At 33.6% G+C, this 19,664-nt stretch carries 17 protein-coding genes and 1 tRNA gene; 6 read left to right on the forward strand and 12 right to left on the reverse strand.

The window, feature by feature from the left end; genetic code table 11:
• Positions 1-5: 5 nt before the first annotated feature.
• From FC091_RS02065 to FC091_RS02075, 3 genes are all read right to left on the reverse strand, one after another.
• Positions 6-2,834, reverse strand: coding sequence for a carboxypeptidase-like regulatory domain-containing protein (locus tag FC091_RS02065; protein WP_138432617.1), 2,829 nt, complete (start codon positions 2,832-2,834; stop codon positions 6-8).
• Positions 2,835-2,989: 155 nt separating this feature from the next.
• Complete coding sequence (locus FC091_RS02070; protein ID WP_138432618.1) at positions 2,990-3,808, reverse strand: toxin-antitoxin system YwqK family antitoxin; 819 nt, start codon at positions 3,806-3,808, stop codon at positions 2,990-2,992.
• The gene (locus FC091_RS02075; RefSeq protein WP_138432619.1) at positions 3,768-4,370 is read right to left on the reverse strand and encodes a carboxymuconolactone decarboxylase family protein; all 603 of its coding nucleotides are present in this window, start codon (positions 4,368-4,370) and stop codon (positions 3,768-3,770) included. Before FC091_RS02075 ends, FC091_RS02070 begins: the two co-directional genes overlap by 41 nt.
• 65 nt (positions 4,371-4,435) lie before the next feature.
• On the opposite strand from FC091_RS02075, the gene FC091_RS02080 reads away from it, so the two are divergent.
• Genes FC091_RS02080 through FC091_RS02090 form a run of 3 tightly spaced genes read left to right on the forward strand, consistent with a single transcriptional unit; the run spans position 4,436 to position 7,849 of the window.
• Positions 4,436-4,873, forward strand: coding sequence for an OsmC family protein (locus FC091_RS02080; RefSeq protein WP_138432620.1), 438 nt, complete (start codon positions 4,436-4,438; stop codon positions 4,871-4,873).
• A gap of 6 nt (positions 4,874-4,879) precedes the next feature.
• Positions 4,880-6,571 carry a single-stranded-DNA-specific exonuclease RecJ gene (recJ, locus tag FC091_RS02085; protein ID WP_138432621.1) on the forward strand — a complete coding sequence of 564 codons (1,692 nt, stop codon included), beginning with the start codon at positions 4,880-4,882 and terminating at the stop codon, positions 6,569-6,571.
• Between the two features lie 3 nt (positions 6,572-6,574).
• Positions 6,575-7,849, forward strand: coding sequence for an MFS transporter (locus FC091_RS02090; RefSeq protein ID WP_138432622.1), 1,275 nt, complete (start codon positions 6,575-6,577; stop codon positions 7,847-7,849).
• On the opposite strand, the gene FC091_RS02095 is transcribed toward FC091_RS02090, so the two are convergent.
• Positions 7,846-8,616, reverse strand: a complete 771-nt coding sequence (locus tag FC091_RS02095) for a UDP-2,3-diacylglucosamine diphosphatase (RefSeq protein WP_138433065.1) — start codon at positions 8,614-8,616, stop codon at positions 7,846-7,848. The genes FC091_RS02090 and FC091_RS02095 overlap by 4 nt on opposite strands.
• 10 nt (positions 8,617-8,626) lie before the next feature.
• On the reverse strand, positions 8,627-9,079 hold the full coding sequence (locus tag FC091_RS02100; RefSeq protein WP_138432623.1) for a 6-pyruvoyl trahydropterin synthase family protein: 453 nt from the start codon (positions 9,077-9,079) through the stop codon (positions 8,627-8,629).
• 127 nt (positions 9,080-9,206) lie between these two features.
• On the opposite strand from FC091_RS02100, the gene FC091_RS02105 reads away from it, so the two are divergent.
• A complete protein-coding gene (locus FC091_RS02105) occupies positions 9,207-9,836 on the forward strand; it encodes a 2OG-Fe(II) oxygenase (protein WP_138432624.1) in 630 nt (209 codons plus the stop codon).
• An 80-nt stretch (positions 9,837-9,916) separates the two neighbouring features.
• Here the strand turns inward: FC091_RS02105 and FC091_RS15155 are convergent, their stop codons facing one another.
• The 3 genes from FC091_RS15155 to FC091_RS02115 are packed head-to-tail and all read right to left on the reverse strand — an operon-like array spanning position 9,917 to position 11,969.
• A complete protein-coding gene (locus tag FC091_RS15155; RefSeq protein WP_171032437.1) occupies positions 9,917-10,093 on the reverse strand; it encodes a hypothetical protein in 177 nt (58 codons plus the stop codon).
• Between the two features lie 41 nt (positions 10,094-10,134).
• Positions 10,135-11,472 carry an MATE family efflux transporter gene (locus tag FC091_RS02110; RefSeq protein WP_246035782.1) on the reverse strand — a complete coding sequence of 446 codons (1,338 nt, stop codon included), beginning with the start codon at positions 11,470-11,472 and terminating at the stop codon, positions 10,135-10,137.
• On the reverse strand, positions 11,469-11,969 hold the full coding sequence (locus tag FC091_RS02115; RefSeq protein WP_138432626.1) for a GNAT family N-acetyltransferase: 501 nt from the start codon (positions 11,967-11,969) through the stop codon (positions 11,469-11,471). The genes FC091_RS02110 and FC091_RS02115 overlap by 4 nt, the downstream gene beginning before the upstream one ends.
• 126 nt (positions 11,970-12,095) lie before the next feature.
• Between FC091_RS02115 and FC091_RS02120 the strand changes: the two genes are divergently transcribed.
• Positions 12,096-12,893, forward strand: coding sequence for a universal stress protein (locus FC091_RS02120; RefSeq protein ID WP_138432627.1), 798 nt, complete (start codon positions 12,096-12,098; stop codon positions 12,891-12,893).
• Between the two features lie 247 nt (positions 12,894-13,140).
• Positions 13,141-13,214: transfer RNA gene (locus FC091_RS02125), tRNA-Ala, on the forward strand.
• 27 nt (positions 13,215-13,241) lie between these two features.
• Here the strand turns inward: FC091_RS02125 and FC091_RS02130 are convergent.
• From FC091_RS02130 to kbl, 4 genes are all read right to left on the reverse strand, one after another.
• Positions 13,242-14,081, reverse strand: coding sequence for an alpha/beta hydrolase family protein (locus FC091_RS02130; protein ID WP_138432628.1), 840 nt, complete (start codon positions 14,079-14,081; stop codon positions 13,242-13,244).
• Positions 14,081-16,843: a PD-(D/E)XK nuclease family protein gene (locus FC091_RS02135; protein ID WP_138432629.1), complete on the reverse strand. Its 2,763-nt coding sequence runs from the start codon at positions 16,841-16,843 to the stop codon at positions 14,081-14,083. Before FC091_RS02135 ends, FC091_RS02130 begins: the two co-directional genes overlap by 1 nt.
• 65 nt (positions 16,844-16,908) lie before the next feature.
• Positions 16,909-18,306: an OmpA family protein gene (locus FC091_RS02140; RefSeq protein WP_138432630.1), complete on the reverse strand. Its 1,398-nt coding sequence runs from the start codon at positions 18,304-18,306 to the stop codon at positions 16,909-16,911.
• Between the two features lie 124 nt (positions 18,307-18,430).
• On the reverse strand, positions 18,431-19,624 hold the full coding sequence (gene kbl, locus FC091_RS02145; protein WP_138432631.1) for a glycine C-acetyltransferase: 1,194 nt from the start codon (positions 19,622-19,624) through the stop codon (positions 18,431-18,433).
• Between the last annotated feature and the right edge of the window lie 40 nt (positions 19,625-19,664).

Raw genomic sequence — 19,664 nt, forward strand, 5'->3', positions numbered from 1 at the left:
GGTGTTTAAATTTTTAAGTTGACTTTTAATCCAACCTCACTCATTAAAGGAGTATTGAAAAAGTTAAGATTATGTCCAGAATTGGTATCAAAAAGTGATGAATAAGGAGATGCTCCTCTGAATTTTGTAAATGTGATGAGGTTATGAGCGTAAAGTCCTATTTCAACTTGTCTGAAAAAATCATGATTGTTTTTAGCAAAATCATAAGATAGTTCGACGGTTCTTAGGTTAAGATAGCTGGCATCTTCAATGGCTTCTTCTGCAACACCACTGAAGCCATAGCGAACAAATCGGTTGTTTTCAATACCATCTTCAGGATTATAAAAATCTACAGGAATTGTATTGGTATTCCCTTGTGCGTTTACACCATTAAAAACATAATTTGTAATCTTTCTTTGATCTGCAGATTGTTGTGATGTTCCAAAATAGTTGAGTACATTTTGAGTACCATTCCATGTATCTCCACCTTTTTGGAAGTCTAATGTGAAATTGAATTTTAATTTCTTCCAGGTAAACTGATTAGAAAATCCAAGTGTAAAATCTGGTATAGGATTGCCAATAATCTGTTGTTCTATATCTACAATTGGGTAGCCATTGCTGTCTATTACTATGTTATTTTGAGTATCTCTTTCAAAAGCAGTTCCTACAATAACACCAGCAGGTTGACCAACGATTAAATTTTTAGATACATTCTGAAAACCTGCAATTGGCACACGCCCTTCATTATTATATAGTTTGGTAACCTTATTTTGGTTGGTCATAAAGCTTAATCTGCTACTCCAATGAAATTTGTCAAACCATTCAGAAACTTCTAGTTGTAGCTCTAGACCTTTATTGGTAATATCTGCAATATTTTGAAGTTGAAATTGATTACCTTCTAAAACAGGGAACACACTTCCTTTGGTTTTTGAGCCAAAATAGCTTGTAGTGAAATTCCAATTAACATCCCATAAATAGAAATCTAAATCGAGATTTAAGGAATAATCGTGTCGTTCTTCTAAATCTATGCCTTCGTTAATAAATAAATCTATATTACTAGTGTAGCCAAGACTTTCTGAAGGTAATAATTGCAGACTGTTATGACTCTGATTGTTGTGAAAAAGAGGCATTTCATTAATATCAAAAGCACTTGTTGCGCTGAGGGAGAAATCGCTAAAATCATAGATGTCTAAAATATTTGCTAAATCAACTTTTATAACAGATGAAGGTAAAATCAATTTATTTTTCTGAATGGAAGAGATATACGCGGTATTACTAAATACAATTTTAGAGTGTCTCTTATACTCTAGAGCGATAGATTGATGTGGTCTTAGCACATTTCTATTAATACGATTAGAAATTACACTTGTATTGTTTGGGTTTGAAAAGGTAAATGCATCAAATCCTTCAGATTCTTTAAATGTATAATCTAATAGCTCATTTTTAAATCTAGTAACGGAACGTACATCTATTGTAAAATCTCCCAAGTATTTTTCATAGTGTAAGTCTAGCAAAGCATTGAAGCTATTGTTTTTTATGGTTTTGTTACTTAGATAACCGTTTTCAAATCCAACAGTATTGGCAAACAAACCAAAGTTTTGCTCGTTTTCTGTTGTTTTATAGCTGAGTTGACTTCCTATTGAAAAGTTATCACCAATATTTATGTCATTTTCTAGGTTGGCTACAAATAAGGTGTTGGCATCATAGTTTTTATTGTTAAACAACCATTCAGAATTGTTATAATTGGTTGGACTAAAACTACGTTGTGTATTGTCTGGTAAAATGCTGCCCTGACTATTGTCAAAAGTCACAGGTGTTACCCAAGCATTTAAAAGGAGGTTGTTTCTAAATCCATTTATATTAGGTTGGTTATTTTTCCAGTCACTATACTTAACAAAAGATTTCCAACTTAGTTTTTCACTATTACCATAAAGCGTTTTAAAATTTATTGTGAGATCGTTATTTATTTTTTGTGCTCTACCAAAAATATCATCTGTATTGTTATGACTAAAGTCAATTCCAGTTGTCCATTTATTGGTTTCAACATCAAAATAGACATTGGTAAATCTATTGATAGCAGTATTTAAAACGCTATTGTTGTACTGTTTAGAGCTAACGCCAGTTCCATTGCCCAGCGCAACCAATTTACCGTTCTTGTCATATATATAATTACTTCCGTCAAACTCTAAAGTATTTAGGTTTGGTCCATAGGAAAAGATATTTCCCGTTTCTGGTCCTAAAAAAGCTATAGATCCATTTTCGGTGGCACCTTGGCTAAAAGAAGATTGTAATTTTGGCAAGTTACTTTCCTTAACAAATTGAAAACTTAAGTTAGATTTTACACCAACCTGAAAATAAATATCCGGATTAAAATAGGTTAGAATAACATGTTTTGGGTCAACATTAATGTCTTTAACCCTGCGTAAGGAGTTGTAATAGTCTTTTTTATTGTAACGGTGTTTTGCATCTGCAATAGAGGGTATTTCAAAGCTTTTCTTTTTTTTCTTTTTCAAAGCTTCACTATAAGCGTCAGCTTCAATAAGTTTTACTTTTACTCGCTTAACCTCTATTTTTTGGACGGCTCCAAACATATCAGCTGTTACTGCAATTTCCTTTGGATCCATACCAACATAGCTAATAACTATAACATCACCTACGTTACATTTTATACTGTAATTACCATCAAAATCAGTAACTACTCCATTGGTAGTTCCTTTAATTAATATGCTAGCACCAGGCAAGGGCAAGCCGTCTGATGAAGTAGTGAGCGTGCCTGTTACTGTTCCTTCTTGAGCAAAACAGAACACTGGGAATAATATGAGCAATACGAATATTTTAAATGAAATTCTAGCCATAGTTGAATGTGTTGGTTAATTCAAATGTATAACCAACTTCATTGGCTAGAAATAAGGAATGAGTGAAGTACCCAAATGAATGAGTAAAGTGTATAAAACAAAAAACCTCACCATTACTGATGAGGTTTAATAAAATGATACAAGAAAAAAATCTTTTAGTTAAACAACTTAGAATATTGGGCGGCTTCAACAGGATTGGACTGTACATTAACACGCTTTATTTCCTTACCGTCATCGTTAAGCTCTACTATAAAAAGGCTATCGCGTTCTTCAATTTTCCTTAAGTATGCTTTGGTGCTTCCGTCTTCGTTAAAGAATTTTATGGTTTCATAATCATCGTAATTAGAAGACACCATTTCAGAGTATAATTTTCCATCTTTGAGGCGTTGCGTAATGGTTCGGCTATTTTTTATATAAGATTGTGATACTATATGACCCAGCATATTGTAATAAAGCGTTTCCACCTTTTGACCGTTTTCATATTTTATTTCAGACTCTACCTTTCCTGTATCAAAATACGTAAATTGACTATCTACTAAAACCCCATTTTTATACATACTTTTTTTGGTAAGGTTTCCTAAAGGGTCGTACCTTAACTCTTCACCGTTCAGTTTTCCATTTGCATATTTTGAAAAAGAGAAAATTTCACCATTTTCATGAAATACTATATAATCTCCATTCAATAAGCCTTTTTTACATTCAAACTCTTCCCACTTTTTAGTTTCGTCACCTACAACATAGTAGCCGTCCATAAGCTTGGTGGTTTCGGCTAAGCGATAATAATCTAAACCGTTGTAACTATCTACTAAGTAAGAATTACGTTCAATAAAGGTAAAGGAATCATCTTTTGAGGTTTCCTTTTCTGACTTACAGCCGAATAATATGAGGCTTAAAGTTATAACAAGACTATACTTTTTTAGTAACATAATTTTTTTAGTATTTGGTTCCATCATGCTTTCCTTTCTCCCAACCATGTTTACCTAAGTATTTGTCCGCACTCTCTACAGCACCAGTTTCAATATCTGTACCCATAGAGTCGTTCCAACGGTTGAGGTAACCAAATAATGAAATTACTCCAAGCATTTCTACAATTTCACCTTCATCCCAATGTTGGTAGAGACGTTCTTTTATTTCTGCATTAACCGCATTTGGTACTTGGCTTGCAGCTAAACTAAAATCTAAAGCTGCTCGCTCTGCCTCATTAAATGCAGGATGCGTTCTGTACTCCCATATATTATCTAATTGCTCTTGTTCGGCACCATAACGTTCTGCGGCTCTTATAGCATGAGCCTGGCAATATCGGCAACCGGTAGCATTACTGCTAACCCAAGCAATCATACGTTTTAAGGCTGAAGTTACACGACCTTCGTTTGCCATTACGGCTTTATTCAAATTAATAAAGGCCTTGCTAATGGCTGGTCTGCGCTGCATTGTTAAGACCGAGTTAGGACAAAATCCTAGTGTTTCATTAAAGAATTCTGCTAATGCTTTGGTTTCTAAATCGTGTTCTGGAGATAACGGAGTTACTAGTGCCATAGTTATTTTTTTAGTGGTATTTTTGAATGTACAATATAGCAGTTCTAAAAATTAAAGTAAAAGAAATGGCACATAAAATAGTTACACATTGGCAAGGAGGACTAACATTTGAATCGGACAACCCTAGTGGAAAAACCGTAAAAATGGATACAGATATTGAAGGGCAACCAGAACGTTTTGGATTGTCTCCTAAAGCCATGATGTTATCATCTTTGGCTGGTTGCTCTGGTTTAGATGTGATTTCTATTTTAAATAAAATGAATGAAGAGATTGATGATTTCAAAATTGAAGTCTCAGGTGAATTAACCGACGAGCATCCTAAATATTATCACAGTGTGCAGGTTGACTATCATTTTTATGGCTCAGATCTAAATAAGAAAAAGTGTGAACGTGCCGTTAATCTTTCAGTCGAAAAATATTGTGGCGTCATGGAGATGTTTAGGCAGTTTGCTGAAGTAAATACTGAAATTTTTTATCACATAGGAACTAAGCACAACATGTAATCTTGTATGCGTTGGATTTTAAAACCTAAGCCAGATGCTTCAAAAGTCGAAGCTTTAAAGAACGCACTTCAGGTTGATGATATTGTAGCAACATTATTGTTACAACGCGGCATCGAAACTTTTGAGGATGCCAAGACGTTTTTTAGACCAAGTTATAACGATTTGCATAATCCATACCTTATGAAGGATATGGACAAGGCCGTTGCACGCATAGAGGAAGCCATTGCAGAGGGTGAAAATATTTTGGTGTATGGTGATTATGATGTGGATGGTACTACGGCTGTGGCTTTAATGTCCTCGTATTTAAAAACAAGAACGGACAATGTTGCTACCTATATTCCAGATCGCTACGAAGAAGGTTACGGTGTGTCTTACCAAGGTATTGATTTTGCTCACGATAACGATTTTACACTTATTATAGCTTTAGATTGTGGAATAAAGGCGATTGAAAAAGTAGTTTATGCAAAAGAAAAAGGAATTGATTTTATTATTTGCGATCACCACAGACCAGGAAATGAAATTCCTGATGCAGTTGCGGTTTTAGATCCCAAACGAGAAGATTGTGAGTATCCTTTTAAAGAACTTTGTGGTTGTGGAGTTGGTTTTAAGTTAATCACTGCTTTAGCCACTAAACAAGGGCTAACCGTAGAAGATTTAACTGAGTATCTCGATTTGGTAGCCACAGCAATAGGTGCAGATATTGTACCTATTGTTGGCGAAAATAGAGCACTAGCTTATTTAGGTTTGCAGGTTATTAATGCCAATCCAAGACCAGGTATAAAAGCCATTATTGCAGAGGTTAAAAAAGAAGAACTTTCCATTATTGATGTGGTCTTTATAGTAGCGCCACGTATTAATGCAGCAGGACGAATGAAACATGGTAACCATGCTGTAACCTTATTAACCGAAACCGATTTTAATCTGGCAGCGAGTTATGCTGTGGATATCGATCAATTTAATACAGACCGAAAGGAAACAGATCGACTTATTACTGAAGAAGCCTTACTTCAAATTGAAAAAAATGAAGAACAAGACCGATTTACAACTGTAGTTTATGACCAAAATTGGCATAAAGGTGTTATCGGTATTGTTGCTTCTAGACTTACTGAGACCTATTACAGACCAACATTGGTATTTACAAAAAGTGGAGAAAAACTAGCCGCTTCGGCACGTTCTGTAAAAGGTTTTGATGTGTATAACGCTTTAGAAGCATGTTCGGAATTTATAGAACAGTTTGGCGGCCATAAATATGCTGCAGGTTTAACGTTATTGCCAGAAAACTACGAAGCATTTAAAGCAAAATTTGAAGCTGTTGTAAAAGATACTATAGATCCGAAGCTATTAACACCTGAGTTAAAGGTAGATTTGAAGATAGAACTTAGCCAGATAGATCATAAACTTTATAGAATTGTGCGACAATTTGCACCATTTGGACCAGGAAATATGACGCCAGTTTTTATGACACAAGGTGTACAAGATACTGGTTGGGGAAAATGTGTTGGAGAAGATGATAAGCACTTGCGTTTTACTGCAAAGCAAGCTGATAGTGACCCTATAGTCTGCATAGGTTTTGGACTAGGAGATAAACTAGATATTATTAAAAACAGAAATACCTTTGATGCAGCCTACACCATTGATGAAAATCATTGGAATGGTAATATAAGTTTACAGTTAAAATTAAAAGATATAAAAGTATAACTCTTGGCAAAAACAGATCCATATGCAGCACTCCGCTTTAAGGAGTTTAATATATTTTTATTAGTAAGATTTGCCTTGGTATTTGGTTGGTCCATGCAATTTGTTGTTATAGAATGGCAGGTCTATTCTTTAACGAATGACGAATTAAGTTTAGGAATCATAGGGCTTTGCGAATTTTTACCAGCGTTCTTTTTAGCACCTTTTGCAGGTCATATTGTAGATCGAAAGGAAAAACGTAATCTTTTTACATTATGCATAGCACTATTCTCTTTAATTAGTTTTGGCTTGTTTTGGTTGACTTCAGAACAAATCGAAGCAAGTTGGAGTACTAAAAGCATCTTAATTGGTATTTATAGTTTGGTGTTTTTTGGAGGTGTTTTAAGAGCATTTTTTGGTCCAACCATTTTTTCATTAATTGCTTTAATAGTACCTAAGTCGGCCTATCCTAATGCAGCAACATGGAGTAGTAGTACTTGGAAAGGGGCAAGTGTTTTTGGTGCTCTGTGTGGAGGTTTCTTGATAGCTTGGATAGGTGTACACTATACCTTAGGAATTATTTTTGGATTAGTAATGTTAGCTTTGCTGTTTGTGTTTAGAATAGGTAAAAAGCCAATTTTAAACAAAGCAACAAACGAATCTATAAAAGAAAGTCTTAAATCTGGAATTAAATTTGTCTTTAATGATAAGGTTATTTTAGGCGCATTAACTCTAGATATGGTCGCTGTACTTTTTGGTGGAGCAGTAGCCATTTTTGCAGTCTTTGCCAAAGATGTATTGGATGCAGGTCCTAGAGGATTCGGAATTTTAAATGCGGCTTTGTCTTCTGGAAGTATTATAACCATGGTAGCTACAACTTATATTCCAATCACAAAAAACACAGGAAAGAAACTATTAGTAGCTGTATTCGGTTTTGGTGTATTTATGATTGTGTTTGGCGCTTCAAAATTACTGTGGCTTAGTGTTATTGCCTTGTTCTTTTCTGGTGTGTTTGATGGTATCTCTATGGTGGTACGTCAAACCATTCTTCAACTTAAAACTCCAGATCATATGCGAGGTCGAGTAGGTGCAGTAAACTCTATGTTTGTTGGGTCTTCTAATGAGTTAGGTGCAGTAGAGAGCGGTATAGCAGCACGTATTTTTGGCGCACCTTTGGCAGTTGTTCTAGGTGGTTCGGTTACGCTTTTAACGGTTGTTATTATGAGCTTAAAAAACAAAGCATTAAGAGAGCTCGATTTACAAGAAGATATCGAAGAGAAGTTCGATGAAATAAAGTCTTAATATTCTTTCAATTCAAGCGTAGAGCCATCAAAAACTCCATAGGTATAATATTGAATCCAGTCACCTAGGTTCATATATCTTGAATTAGTATTTAGCTGAATATCTAACGGCAAGTGCCTATGACCAAAAACAAAATAATCATAGTGTTGTTGTTTAAGTTTACTTTTGCAATAGGTGACCAACCACTCATTGTCTTCCCCTAAAAACGTGGCATCATCATCACCAGAAATCAATTTGTTTTTTACTGATAAATATTGAGCTATTCTCACTCCAATATCTGGATGTAACCATCTAAATAACCATTTAAAAAATGGATTAGTAAAGACTTTTTTCATGCGTTTATAGCCCTTATCGCCTGGCCCTAAGCCATCTCCGTGACCAATAAAAAATGTACTTCGACTACGCTCAGTATTCATTTTAAATGTGAATTCTTGAGGTTTATGGAAAACAGGAATATTGAGTTCGTCTTCAAAATAACCACTCATCCATAAATCATGGTTACCCACAAAATAATATACTGGAACTCCTGAGTCTGTAATCTCTGCTAATTTACCTAATGTCCTAGCAAAACCTTTTGGAATAACTGTTTTATATTCAAACCAAAAATCGAATAAATCTCCCATTAAGAAAATCGCTGCAGCATCATGTTTTACGTGGTCTAACCAAGCTACAAACTTTCTCTCTCTAGGACGAGAAGCTTCCATGGTTGGCGCACCTAGATGGTTGTCTGAAGCAAAATATATTTTCTTGCCTTTTGGGATTTCTATGTGATGATTTTTACTCATTTTCAGAAGCATACCACTCAGCGAAACTAGTGGCCGTTTCTTGAAGTTTTAAGGAATGTAGTTCTATATTGTTTGGTAAACGCTTTTTGATTTTTTGGGCAAAATCAATAATCATCATTTCAGTTGTTGGCTGGTAATCTACCAGAATAACATTATGACCACGATTTTTTAAGTCTGTTGCTAGTTCGAGATGAGGTGTGTTTTTGTTAAAAATCATGCTATGATCAAAAACATCAACAATTTCATCTTTGACAATTTTTTTTAAATCGCCAAAATCTATCACCATCCCGTGCTTCACGTTTTTGTCGTCTTGGATTGGTGAGCCAATAACAGTAACATATAAATAATAGCTGTGACCATGTAAATTTCTACATTTACCATCGTAACCATGCAATGCATGGCCAGCTTCAAAAGAGAATTGTTTTGTAATTCGGATTTTACTCATTTCAAAAAAATAATACTGCAAAGATATTATAAATGTAAAGCGAATAACTTTTTAGATTACATTTGCGCACTTTTTTAGAAATTAAATATAAAGCTAAATGAAAACTCTCCTTAATTTTTAGACTAAATTGAAAAGTCTATTTGAATCTATTTCGTTTTCAGAAAACGTTCTGTACGAGAATATTATAGCAGATCTAGGATCTAAACAATACACCATTATTGATGATTTTTTTACGAGAGATGAGGTAACAGCCTTAAGAGCCTCGTTATTGCAAAAGTACGAGGAGGACAGTTTTAAAAAATCAGCAATAGGTAACCGAACTAATGAAGTTATAAAGGCCAAAGTAAGAGGCGATATTATCCTTTGGATTGATGAGCAAAATATTAATGTGTCTGAGCAGTTGTTTTTTGATAAAATAAATGACCTAAAAGATTATCTCAACCGCACCTGTTTTTTGGGTATAAACCAAAAAGAATTTCACTATGCTATTTATCCAGAAGGGACATTTTACAAGCGCCATTTAGATACATTTCAGAATGATGATAGAAGAAAACTCTCTTTTGTCTGCTATTTAAATGAAGAAAACTGGAAGCCTGAAAACGGTGGAGAACTGGTATTATATTTAGAAAATGGAGAAAAAACTATTTATCCTTTTCCTGGTAAGGTGGTAATTTTTGAGAGTCAGATTTTAGAGCATGAGGTAAAACCTGTTAACATGCAAAGACTAAGCATTACTGGTTGGTTAAAAACAAGATAGATTAACGTCTTTTGTTTCTGTTATAAAAGTAGATGATAATAAGTACGATTGCTAAGATTAAAAAAAGTCTATTTCCCATATTACTCGTCTTTTACTCTTTTTTTGTTATATCTATAAACTAGATAAGCAATTATCACTAAAACTACAAATGGGATCATTGAGCCAATAAACACTCCAATACTATAGTTGTCGTCTGGTGCGTTTTTTAGTTTTTCTTCAATATTAACTTCTTGTAGAAGTGATACTAATAAGTTCATAAATAATAGCGTTTATGCTTCTTAATGATTATTGTTCAAATTTAAGTGTTTTGGATTAGTGTATTGAATGTTTTTCTAAATTTTATAATTAGTGGAAGTCCTCTTGCTATAATCCAAAGTGTAAAGGCGATGAATATACCGTGAAGTTTATAATCTAAAGCATCAGTAGTAAAAATAACAGGAATAAATACAAGAAGCGTTGAAAATAACAATACGTTTCTTAGGTATTCCATCTTTCCTAAACCTTTAAAAACACCATCAAATATAAAGGCAAGCGCACATAAAGGTTGCATAGCAAGAATCATCCAAAACACCTTACTAAATTCTTCTAACACAGCTTTATCGTCTGTAAAAATAGAACCGATTGGATAATAGAAAACCGCACCAACTAAGCCAATAATTACTCCGACGACAATACCATATTTTATGAGTTTATTACTTAGGGCTATGAGTGTTTTATAGTCTTTAGCACCATACAATTTACCTGATAATATATTTCCTGCACTTGCATAACCATCAATAAGAAACGCCCCTAAAAACCAAAGATTAATAGCTATTGTATAAGCTGCGATATATGTAGTGCCATACTTTGTGGCATAGCTTGTGCCAAAATACAAAGCTACATTAAGCGCAATAGTTCTAATAAATAAGTTGGCAATCATTAATGTAAAACGATTAATCTCTTTGTTAAAAGGAAATTTAACCAACAAAGGAATGTCTGTTTTTTTAAGTATGTAATAAACAGAGAGAAGTGCCATTATTACCTGAGCAAAGACACTTGCATAAGCGGCTCCTTTAATATGCATAGCAGGAATGAACCCTTCGATACCATAAACCAAAACAACATCCAAAATAATATTGGCTACTGCACCAGTAATAGCAATAAGCATTGGATGATAGGTGTTTTGCAAGCCTCTAAATGTACCAAAAACAGCTATAGTAAAGAGTGTAAACGGAAAACCAAACACACGTATATGGTAATAGTCTACACTGTATGTTAGAATTAAATCTGAAGCATTATAGAGTTTAAAAATCTGTGAAGCTAACGGATAAGTTATAGCAATAATGATTACACTAAGCGATGTGATAATAAATATGGCTTGTGCAGGTAGGTTTTTTACTTCGCTTAGTTGATCTGCGCCTAAATATTGAGATACAATAGAAGATATTGCACTACGCGTTTGTCCTAAAACCCAAATGAGCATGGATAAAAATGTGGTAACGATACCTACAGCAGCTAAAGACTCTGTGGCATTTAAGTCCATATTACCAATAATTGCAGCATCAGTTAAAGATAAAATAGGCTCAGAAATACCAGAGATTAATGCTGGTATAGCAAGTTTATTAATTTGTTTTAAAGTAATTTTTGTTGTGCTCAAAGGACTAATTCGTAACAGTGAAAAGGATATTCGCTTTGCTTAGGAAAATAAATATCTCCCAATCGTTTATAGCCACGAAGTTCGTAAAACTTTTGGTTTCTTTTGTTCTGAGAAAAGGTATCTAATCTTATAGAGCGATAGTTGTTTTCTATAGCGTATTGCTCTGCAAAATTCATGAGTTGCTGCGCAAAGCCTTTGCCTTGTATAGAAGGGTGAATAGCCAAACGATGAATGTAAAGATTGTGGTCGTTTTTTGTTAACCATTTTATAGGTTTATATTCTTCATCCATAAAGGTTGAAATAACAATTGTACCTCTTATCTCAGCGTCTAATTTTAAAACATAGAGCTCTCCTCTTTCAACATCCTTAATAAAAGCTGAAGCATTAGGATAATGCTCATTCCATTGATAAATACCATTAGCAATCATGGTTTTTGCACAGGCTTTTGTTAACTCCATAATCGTTTCTATATCTTCAATCTTCCCTTTTCTAATCATTTTTAAATTGTACTTTTGTTTTAACGAATTATAACTATGAAACATCCAGGATTAAGCTTTAATGATAAAGCGAAAAATATGTTAGGATGTTCCATGTGACCATTGAAAAACAATAAAAATTAGCACATGAAAACGATTTTAGTTCCTGTTGGGTCTTCAAAAAACGCAAAATCGCATTTGCAATATGCCGTTGATTTTGCCAAAGCATTTGGTGCAAAGTTATATGTGGTTCAAATATATAACGTTTACACCAAAGCAGGAACTATGATAAAAGTAGATCATATTTTAGAGCGAGAGTCTAAAGCTTTTTTAGAAGCACACGTTGCTTCTATTAATACTAGAGGTGTTGAGGTAGTTACCAAAACCTTTAAAGGAAAATTAATTGATACCATTGAAAAAGTTAGTCATGCTTTAGATGTGGATTTAATTATTTTAGAACCAAGGACCAACTCCATTAAAGATGAAGTTTATTTAGGAAAAACCTCTGGGAAGATTATAAAAAGAACTCAAATACCAGCATTAATTGTTCCAGAAGGTTATGTTTACAAACCAATAGTAAAGATGTTATTGGCTTTAAAATCTGCTATAATTAAGCGCGAAGGAGTCTTACAACCAATTCACAGTATAAAAAACCAGTTTAAAGCAGTTCTTAATTTATTATTAGTAAAAACACCGTATCATAATCCTGAAGATTTTGAAGTAAATGAAGAACTAAAGGCGATTATTACTAATACGACTAAAGCTGAAAGCCCAACAACCTTTCAGGCTGTATTGGAGCATTACAAGAATCATAGTCCAGATTTGTTGTGCGTGGTAAGGCGCAAGCGAGGGTTTTTCACGAAACTTTGGGAAGATGATGTCATTTTGAAAAAAGATTTTCACAGTTCTACTATACCTGTTTTAGTGTTGAGTGGATTAAAGTAATGTTAATATTAAATGTAGATAATACCAAAAGGATATATATTTTTATTATGTATGTTTTCTTATGTTTTTATTTTAGGATGGCTACATAATAAGAAGTTTATGAAGTCTCGGTTTTATTTAAATAAAATAAAATCTAAAGGTTATTTTTATGAACTAGGCTTTTATTTATTAGTTTCAATAGTGTTTATAATAACTCTTTTTTTAATAAGTTTTATATTGTTAGAGATATTGAGTATATATTGAATTTGGGGCATTAGCTCAGCTGGCTAGAGCGCTACGCTGGCAGCGTAGAGGTCATCGGTTCGACTCCGATATGCTCCACAAAACTCGTCATTTTAGACGAGTTTTTTATTTTATAAATTCAATTATAGAAGAAACTACATTACTTAGTTCAGAAGTAAGCGCTTCCTCATTCCAAGGGTGTCTAATATTAAACACATGATCGGCTCCTTTTATAATTTCCAGTTGACTTTTTGGGTTCCATTTATGCAAAGCATAAGCCTCATCTATTTTTACAGAAGTATCATTATCGCCATGAATTATTAAGTGTGGCACTAATAGTTGTTTTTCTGCTTTCTCTATATCTAGTCGTTCCTTATTAGCTTTAAAATCTTCGTAAAATTGGTAATAATGCGGCATTTGTTGTTTGGTTCTACCATTAACAACATATTTTACACCATCCTCTTCCCATTCTTTTAGATTTCCTATTGTAGCAGTTCGTTTTGCAAAATCGCAAACACTTGCTAAGGTGATAAGTTTTTTTACTCTTTTATCTTCTGATGCTTTTAGAATAGCAATACCACCACCTCTACTATGGCCAAGAAGAGTAAGGTTGTTTATATCAACAAATAAGTTGTCTTTAAACTCAGTGGTAACCCAATTAATAACATCGTTAAGGTCATCTAATTCAATAGAATAATTGTTTTTTCCAAAAGCTTCTAAGTCTGGAAAATCTATAGGATTTTCCATAGTACCTCCATTATGCGAAAAATTAAATTTTACGAAACAAACACCTGCCTCTGCAATAGATTTTGCCATAATATTCCAAGCTCCCCAATCTTTAAAACCTTTGTAACCATGACAAAAAATAATAATTGGTTGATTAGAGATTTTTTCAGAATAGAATGTGTCTAATAGTATTGGTTTTTTATCTGTTCTATGTAATATTTTATTTTTCTCTATTTGCATTAGTCTAGTTCTTTTTCAATAAAGTTTATATTAGGATTACATATTTCTGTTATGAGTTTTTTAAGTTCAATTTCAAAACTTTTTAATGTTTCTTCAGTGATGAGTTGATTCTTGTTTCTACTATAAGTAGACTCTTTTTTACCAAACTTTAAGAACCCACCATTTAAATTTTTAAAAGAAATGATACCTGCTTCTATAGGTAAATCAATCTGTTTTTTCTTGTGCATCATGTAAGCGTAACATAAAACTTGGAAAGATTTACTATACTTATCATAATCTGTTGTGAGGTCTTCCCAATCGACAATTTCTACTTTACCTTGGTCTACTTTACCAGATTTATAGTCTATAACACGTGTTACTCCATTAAATTGATCTATTCTATCAACCTTACCAGTAAGACGTATTGAGTAAGGAATAGTATCAATATTCAACTTAATTTTTTCGTCAGCTTCAATGGCAAGTATTTTAATTTGGTTACCTGCTTTAAGTTGTTCAATTTCAGAATTTATAAAATTTGAAATGTAACGTTGGGCAATTTCAAAAATGATGAGGTTTTTTCCAGAACTAAAATCTCCATCTTTGTATAGCTTCTTAAAATGGTGTGTTACGGTATCTCTTATATGAGATTTTAACTCTTTAAGTGCATCAATAGTAAGTAATTTACTAACAAAAGGTTTGTAAAAGTCCTCTAAAGTATTGTGAATTACTGAGCCTAGCGTGTTAGCAGCAATGTTCTCTTCTACATCTATAAAATCTTTAATACCTAAAATTTTTTCGTAATAGAAGTCTATTGGATTTCTAATGTAATTGGTTAAAGATGAAGGTGAAAAACCGTTACTAGAAAGTTCCTTTAATTTTGAAATGACAGATTCGGTTTTTGAAATTTGTCTTAGATTTTTTTCTAATACAGGCACATCAGGAGAGACGACTGTATGATTAATCTTGTGAATGCCTTCTACCTCCATTTGCGTTATAAATCTACTTTTTTCACCACCTTTTAGCGTGTCAACTTCTGTGTTGTATAAGATATACACATTTTTTGCACGTTGTATTAATCTATAAAAGTGATAGGTGTAAACAGCGTCCTTTTCTTTATAGGTTGGCAGTTTGTTTTGAAGCTTAACATCAAAAGGAATAAAAGAGTTGTTTGTTTTACCTGAAGGCAATATACCTTCATTTACAGAGCTAATTATAACAGTTTCAAAGTCTAGAACACGAGATTCTAACATTCCCATTATTTGAAGCCCTTCTAGCGGTTCTCCTTTAAAGTCTAAAGTTTCTGTTTGTAAAAGATCATTATAGACGCGATATAAACTCTCTATAGAGTTTAAGTAATGGTAGTTGTCGTTGAGTTCAGTTAATTGGTTAAATAAGGAATGAAATCTGTATAAATATTCGAGCTCTAAGCCTTTATCGTTTTTATCATTGCTGACATTGTTTTTAATTAAGTATATTAAATCTGAACAGTAGTTTAATGCTGTTTTTGGATTGTTTTTCCAGGGTTTAAACATTAAATCTAATATTCCATGAACATCTTTATGGGAAATCTTTTTAAGTTCTTCCAATGTTATGTATACTAGATTGTTTTTTTGAATATATGCTGATATACTACTTAAGTTGTTACCTTGTTCTGTTTCAAATAGACTGTAAATAGAAGAATGCGATATAGGGTCTATTACCTCTCTAAAATAGTATCGATCTGTACTTTTTTTATGAATGGAAAACAAAAGATCAAACAACGAAGCTAAGGGAATAAATTTAAGTGGAAGCCCCATAGTGACGTTAATTTGATTAATCTGTTTGGGTATAGAATTTAAAACAGGGATTAATAAATTTTCTTCTCCAAGAACGACAGCAGTATTCTTTAAGTCGTTATTCTCTAAACCGATTTTTTCTAAAATTTGCCCAATATACTTTGCTTGGCCTACCAATTTAGGCACACCAATAACTTGAATGTTTTTCTTTTCGCTGTAATTCGATGCTATCCAATTAAAAGGATTTGTTTTAAAGAAATTCCATTTAGCTCTATGTTGCCTTATAAATAGGCCAGCATCATGTATATCATCTTCTAAATAAACATTATCAACATCCCAATAGATATGTGCCATATCATTTTGCAATAAGCCTTGAATAATAATAGACTCGCTAGTGTTAAGAGCATTAAACCCTAAAAAAACATGCTTTTTGTCAGAGTTATTTTCTATATATGCCTCTAAATTTTCTACAGCTTCTCTGTAAACTAAACCTTGATATCCATGTTTTTCGTTAAGGAGTTTGTCTGTAAAAACCTGATAATAGTTTTTTAGCTGCCTCCAAAATTTTAAATAAGACTTTACTAGATTGGTTGGTTCTGTTTCTAACGACCAATGATCTAATTCCTTAACAGCAAGTAGGTAGTCAAAAATAGCATGTTGATTTCCGAGATACCGATCTATTTCATTAAAGTCTTGTATTAGTATTTGTGCCCAACCTGAAAAAACTTCGAATGGTTCTCGACTCTCTTTTGGTGTAACTTCTGCGTAAGCACTATATAGTTGGAATAGAGTATCTGTATTAGACAAACTTTTTAAACCTGACATTTCCTCAACAAATTCTTCAATACTAAGAATATGAGGTGAAAAAACAGGACGATCGATTATTTTAGAAAGATGGTGTTTTAAAAAAACACCCGCACGTTTGCTTGGAAGAATAAAATATAGTTCATCTAAATTGTTGCTCTTGTATAGGAGGTCTAATAGTACAGACTTAATAAAACTACTCATTATATAAAAATAAAAAACGCTCCGAATTTCGGAGCGTTTTATTAATATATTTTAAGTTTATTTACTTAGTTTCTCAACTTAACTTCTACACGTCTGTTTTCTTTTCTACCAGCTCTTGTTTTGTTATCAGCTATAGGATTCTCTTCGCCATAACCGGTAGCGGTCAATCTTTCAGCACTAATACCGTTAGCGATCAAATAATCTCTTACTGCATTAGCTCTTCTCTCAGATAGCCTTTGATTGCTAGATTTAGAGCCCACACTGTCAGTGTGACCACCTATATCAAAGTTAGCCTTAGGATATTGTTTGAAAATAGCTGTCATAGCCTGTAAAACTTGATCTGTTTCTTTTTTGAAAGAAGCTCTTCCAGTATCGAATAAGATAGTTCTTGCATAACTATTTAATTCGTCGATGACTTCTTGAGTTGGGTTAATTTCTGGACATCCATTATTAGCCGCTACACCTGCTTCATTAGGACACTTATCGTCTTTATCTAAGATACCGTCACCATCAGAATCTGGCCAAGGGCAACCGTTGTTAGCAGCAGGACCAGCTTCGTTAGGACAGTTATCATCACCATCTGCTACACCATCACCATCAGCATCTGGACAACCCATTAAAGATTTTAATCCAGCAACAGAAGGACACTTATCGTCTTTATCCATAACACCGTCACCGTCAGAATCAGGACAACCGTTAAATTCAGCTAAACCAGCAGTATTAGGACAATCGTCTTTAGAATCCTGAATACCATCGTTATCAGAATCTGGACAACCATTAAAAATCTCTAATCCTGCCTCTTCTGGACAAGCATCTTCTTGATCGTATATACCATCACCGTCCGTGTCTGTTCCACCAAATTTAAATACTACTCCTAGAGAATGTTGAAAATGCTTAGGAAGGTAGTCTTCGAAAGCGTGTTTATACATTGAATTAACATCAATACCGACTTTCTCACTAACCCAATATCTTAGACCTAGTGATCCGTTTAAAGTACCAGCACCAATGTTATCTAACCAAGTGTAACCACCACCAACACCAAGATATGGGTCGAATGACTTTGAATTGATTAAATCCATGAAACTATAAGAAATTCTACCGTCAATTCCGAAGTATGTTAAGTCATCAACTTCATTAGTTCCAGCTTCTGTGCCGTCAGGATTTAAATTAGTTCCAAACTTATCAATTTTGTTCAAAGAACCTGTAGCAGTAAACGTAAAACCGTCACTAAGGTATCTAGAGACAGAGATTGAAGATAATGATCCCATTATGTTCCAGTGATCTGTTACGTTAAAATACTCGTCAAAATAGTCACCTTGAGGTGCGTTTTCACCTACAGGGTATGGGTCTACTGCGTTAGTACCTATTGTTACAGCCCATGGATTATTCCTGTCTTGAGCATGTGTAGTACTAAAGCTTATAAGTAGCACCACAACAAAAAGTAATCTGCTAAGATTTTTCATATTCTAATTAATTTTAATTTTAAGTGTTAATTGTTGGCAAATGTAAGTTGTTAAATGTTATTAACAAAGACAAATATATAAAAATATTGTTACATCGCCCTAAAATAAAGAGTTTGTAACCATTTTAAATAATTTCGAGTCTTTTCCCAACCTTAATGAATGCACTTATTGCTGTATCTAGCTGTTCTTTTGTATGTGCAGCAGATAATTGTACGCGAATTCTTGCTTTTTCTTTAGGGACAACCGGATAAAAGAAACCTATGACGTAAACACCTTCTTCTAAAAGCATATTTGCCATAGTTTGTGAAAGCTTCGCATCATATAACATGACAGGTACAATAGCAGAGTCACCGTCAATGATGTCAAAACCAGCTTCTTTCATGCCTTTTTTGAAATATTTAGTGTTCCAATCCACTTTATCTCTGAGGGTTGTATCATTTTTGAGCATGTCAAAAACTTTGATAGAGGCGCCAACAATTGCAGGTGCTAAAGAGTTTGAAAAGAGATAAGGACGAGAGCGCTGACGTAAAATTTCAATGATTTCTTTTTTGGCAGTTGTGTATCCTCCCATTGCACCACCTAATGCTTTACCAAGTGTTCCTGTTATAATATCAATTCTACCTAAAACTCCTTTTTCTTCAAGTGTACCAATACCTGTTTCTCCAATAAAACCAGTAGCATGGCATTCATCAATCATTACCATGGCATCGTATTTATCTGCTAAATCACAAATCTTATCTAAAGGTGCTACTAATCCGTCCATAGAGAATACGCCATCAGTAACAATGATTTTAAAGCGCGCGCCATTTTCATTAGCAGCAATAAGTTGCTTTTCTAAGTCTGCCATATCGTTGTTTTGGTAGCGATATCTTGCAGCTTTACATAGTCTTACTCCATCAATAATAGAGGCATGATTTAAAGAGTCGGAAATAATAGCGTCTTCAGCAGTTAAAAGGGGTTCAAAGACTCCTCCATTTGCATCAAAAGCAGCTGCGTATAAAATGGTGTCTTCAGTACCATAAAAATCCGCTATTCTTTGCTCTAACTCTTTGTGTATGTCTTGCGTACCGCAAATAAATCGAACAGAAGACATTCCAAATCCATGGGTATCTAAAGTCTCTTGAGCGGCTTTTATAACTTCAGGATGAGAAGAAAGTCCTAAGTAGTTATTTGCACAAAAGTTAAGGACTTTTTGCCCAGTGTTTAAAGTAATTTCTGCACCTTGAGGCGAAGTGATAATTCGTTCTTCTTTAAAAAGACCTGCATCTTTAATAGCTTCAATTTCTTGTTGTAAATGAGCTTTAATATTTCCGTACATAATTTTTGTGTTAGTTGTTTCGCAAAGATACTATCTTGAA

It is taken from the genome of Winogradskyella algicola, assembly GCF_005869935.1.
Lineage (GTDB): Bacteria > Bacteroidota > Bacteroidia > Flavobacteriales > Flavobacteriaceae > Winogradskyella > Winogradskyella algicola.